General features: G+C 73.9%; 1 protein-coding gene. It reads left to right on the top strand.

The window, feature by feature from the left end; all coding sequences use genetic code 11:
• A partial coding sequence (locus ACFYP3_RS37035) for a beta-ketoacyl synthase N-terminal-like domain-containing protein (protein ID WP_388842472.1) occupies nt 1–4,571 on the top strand: 4,571 nt, incomplete at both ends.

Genomic DNA, 4,571 nt, shown 5'->3' with positions numbered 1-4,571 from the left:
TACGCCGCCGCCAACACCTACCTCGACGCACTCGCCCACCACCGCCACCACCACAACCTCCCCGCCACCAGCCTCGCCTGGGGACTCTGGGACACCCCGAGCACGATGACGAGCGGGCTCAGTGAGCTCGACGTCAAGCGGTGGGCCCGCAAGGGCGTGCTGCCGATCTCCGCCGAGCGCGGCATGGAGATCTTCGACGCGGCCCTCGTCTCGCCCGAGCCGCTGCTCGCCGCGGCCGATCTGGACCTGCCGACCCTGCGCTCCCCCGACCAGTCCGCGCCCGCCCTGCTGCGCACCCTGGTCCGCGCCCCGCGCCGGCGCGCCGCCGCGGCCACCGCCCTCTCCGGTACGGGCGGTTCCCCGTGGGCCGAGCGCACCGCCGCGCTCCCCGCGGCCGACCGCCGGCGTACCGTCGGTGAGCTGGTGCGCACCACCGTCGCCGCCGTGCTGGGCCTCGCCGGTGCCGACGCCGTCGACGAGGACACGGCGTTCAAGACCCTCGGCATGGACTCGCTGACCGGCCTGGAGCTGCGCCGCCGGGTCGTGGCGGTCACCGGGGTCACGCTGGCGGCGACGGCCGTCTTCGACCACCCCACCCCGGCCGCGCTCGCCGAGTTCCTGACGGGCGAGCTGTCCAAGCTGGCCGGTGAGACCGAGGTGGTCCGTCCCGGCGGGCAGACAGCGGTGCGCAGCACCTCCGATCACACGGACCCGATCGTGATCGTCGGCATGGCCTGCCGCTACCCCGGCGGGACCCGCTCCCCCGAGGACCTGTGGCGGCTCGTCGCCGACGGCACCGACGCCATCGGCCCCTTCCCCACCAACCGCGGCTGGGCCCTGGACCGGCTCTTCGACGGCGATCCGGACCGCGCGGGCCACTCGTACGCCCGCCACGGCGGGTTCCTCTACGACGCCGACCGCTTCGACGCCGAGTTCTTCGGGATCAGCCCGCGCGAGGCCGCGGCCATGGACCCGCAACAGCGCCTGCTGCTGGAGGCGAGCTGGGAGGCGGTGGAGAACGCGGGCATGGCCCCGGCGGCCCTGCGGGGCACCCGTACCGGTGTGTTCAGCGGCGCCATGTACAGCGAGTACGCCTCCCACCTGCGCAACGCGCCGGAAGCCGTGGAGGCCTACCGTACGACGGGCAACACGCTCAGCGTGGCGTCGGGCCGGGTCTCGTACACGCTGGGCCTGCAGGGCCCGGCGATCACCGTCGACACGGCCTGCTCCTCCTCCCTCGTCGCCCTGCACCTGGCCTCGCAGGCCCTGCGCCAGGGCGAGTGCACCCTCGCCCTGGCGGGCGGCGTGACCGTGATGGCGGTGCCCGATCTGTTCGTGGAGTTCAGCCGCCAGCGCGGGCTGGCGGCGGACGGGCGGTGCAAGTCCTTCGCGGACGCGGCGGACGGCACCGCCTGGAGTGAGGGCGTCGGCGTCCTGCTCCTGGAGCGGCTCTCCGACGCCCGCCGCAACGGCCACGAGGTCCTCGCGGTCATCCGCGGCTCCGCCGTCAACCAGGACGGCGCCAGCAACGGACTCACCGCACCCAACGGCCCCTCCCAGGAACGCGTCATCCGCGAGGCACTCGCCGCCGCCGGACTCTCACCCGCCGACGTCGACGCCGTCGAGGCACACGGCACCGGCACCACCCTCGGCGACCCCATCGAAGCCCAGGCCATCCTCGCCACCTACGGCCAGGACCGCGACGCCGAACGTCCGCTGCACCTCGGCTCGCTCAAGTCGAACATCGGCCACTCCCAGGCCGCCGCCGGCGTCGGCGGCGTCATCAAAATGGTCATGGCCATGCACCACGGGGTGCTCCCCCGCACCCTGCACGTGGACCGGCCGACCTCGCACGTGGACTGGAGCACGGGAGCGGTGTCGCTCCTCACCGAGGAGACCCCGTGGCCGGAGACCGACCGGCCGCGCCGGGCCGGTGTGTCCTCCTTCGGCATCAGCGGCACCAACGCCCACGTCGTCCTCGAACAGGCTCCCACCGCCGAGCCGAAGCCCGTCACCGAGGCGCAGGCGCCCCTGCCCCTGGCGCCCTGGCTGCTGTCGGGGCACACCGAGGGCGCGCTGCGGGCCCAGGCGGGCCGGCTGCTGGCCTTCGTCTCCGAGCGCGCGGAGCAGCCGGGACCGGCCGGTCAGCCGTCGGTCTCCCTGGCCGACATCGGCCGGTCGCTGGCGGACGGTCCCGCGCCGGCGGCGCACTCCGCGGCCGTCGTCGCGGAGGACCGGGACGGAGTCCTGCGGGCGCTCGCCGCGCTGGGCGCCGGTGAGGAAGCGCCGGAGCTGATCGCGGGTCCGCCGGCGGGTCGTGGCGGCGGCAAGACCGCGTTCCTCTTCACGGGGCAGGGCAGTCAGCGTCCCGGCATGGGCCGCGAACTGTACGAGACCCACCCCGTCTACGCCCGCACGCTGGACGAGGTCTGCGCGCACCTCGACGAGCACCTCCGGCAGAACGTCCCCCTCAAGTCCCTCCTCTTCAGCGACGAGGACCCCACCACCTCGCCGCTGCACCAGACGATGTGGACGCAGGCGGCGCTCTTCGCCACGGAGGTCGCCCTCTACCGCACCCTCGAACACCACGGCCTCACCCCCGACTACCTGCTCGGCCACTCCCTCGGGGAACTCACCGCCGCGCACGTCTCCGGTGTCCTCAGCCTGGGCGACGCGGCCCTCCTCGTCGCCGTCCGCGGCCGGCTGATGCAGTCCGCGCCCACCGGCGGCGCGATGATCGCCATCGAGGCCACCGAAGCCGAGATCCTCACCACCCTCCCCACCCACCACGGCCACCTCGACATCGCCGCCGTCAACGGACCCCGCTCCACCGTCATCACCGGCGACCACGACGCAGCCCACCAACTCGCCACCACCTGGCGCAACAACGGCCGACGCACCACACAACTCAACGTCAGCCACGCCTTCCACTCACCCCACATGGACGGCATCCTCAACGACTTCCACACCACCGCCGCCACCCTCACCTACCACACCCCCACCATCCCCATCATCTCCAACCTCACCGGACAACCCGCCACCACCGAACAACTCACCAACCCCCACTACTGGGTCCAACACCTCCGCCACACCGTCCGCTTCAACGACGCCATCCAGCACCTCCACCACCACCACGTCACCAGTTACATCGAGATCGGCCCCGATCCGGTGCTCACCGCCATGACCCGGGGCTGCCTGGGCGAGGAGATCGCCCAGGGCGCGGTGTCGACCGTCGGCGTCCTGCGCAAGGGCCGCCCCGAGGCGCGGACCCTCGCGGTCGCCCTCGGCCACGCGGCCGTGCGGGGTGCGGCGCTGGACGTCGAGAGCCTCTTCCCCGGAGCGCGACGGGTGCCACTGCCGACGTACGCCTTCCAGGGCGCCCGGTTCTGGCTGAACAGCCCGGCCACCCCCGAGGACGTGGCGAGTCTGGGCCTGACGTCGGCGGAGCACCCGCTGCTCGGCGCGGTGACCAGCCTCGCCGGCGGGGAGGGCCTGCTGTTCACGGGCCGCGTCTCGCGGAGCACCCACCCGTGGATCGCCGACCACGCCGTCTCCGGAACGGTGCTGCTCCCGGGCACCGCCCTGGTCGAGATGGCCGTGGCGGCAGGCGAGCGCTTCGGCTACGACCGGCTCCGGGAGCTCGTCCTGGAGGCGCCGCTGATCGTTCCCGAGGACACCCGCACCCACCTCCAGGTGGCGCTGGGCGCCGAGGAGTCGGGGACCCGCTCGGTCACCGTCCACTCCCGGGTCGAGGGCCGGACGGAGGAGGAGTGGATCCGGCACGCCTCGGGTGTGCTCGCCGAGGCGGGCCCGGGCCCGGTGTCCGCGGCCGGCCCGGCCGTCTGGCCGCCGGAGGGAGCCACCGGGATACCCGTGGGCGACCTCTACGCCCGCCTCGCCGAGCGCGGATACGCGTACGGTCCCGCGTTCCAGGGCCTGCGGAACGCGTGGAGACGGGGCAAGGACCTGTACGCGGAGATCGCGCTGCCGGACGGCATCGACGGGGACGGGTTCGCCCTCCACCCGGCCGCGCTGGACGCCGCCCTCCACACGCTGCTGATCGAGGACTCCGACGAGCTGACCATCCCGTTCTCGTTCAACGGGGTCACCGTGCACGCCGCCGGTGCGACCGCCCTGCGGGTGCACCTAGCACCGAGCGGTGCGAACGCCGCCTCGCTCACGGCCACGGACGCCGACGGCCGGCCCGTCCTGACCGTCGACGAGATCGCCCTGCGCCCGGCCGGTGACCTACAGGACCGCAGCGGCCGTATCGACGGGCTCTACCGCCTGGTGTGGAAGCCCGTCCCGCAGAGCACCGAGCCGGCCGCCGGGCCGTGGGCCGTCCTGGGCTCGGACCCGCACGGTCTGGCCGCGGCCGTCTCCGGCGAGGCGTACGCGGACGCCGCAGCGCTGCGGACCGCGCTCGCCTCGGGCGGGCCGGTGCCCGGTGTCATCGCGCTGACCGAACCGAGCTCGGAGGTGCATGCGGCGGTTCAGGGGACCCTGGCCACCCTCCAGGAACTCCTCACCGACACCACCCTCGACTCCACCCGCATCCTCCTCCTCACCCA

The sequence above is a fragment of the Streptomyces sp. NPDC005533 genome (assembly GCF_042871845.1).
Taxonomy (GTDB): Bacteria; Actinomycetota; Actinomycetes; order Streptomycetales; family Streptomycetaceae; genus Streptomyces.
The sequence above is the reverse complement of the archived record's forward strand: the minus strand, read 5'-3'. Positions and strand labels throughout refer to the sequence as shown.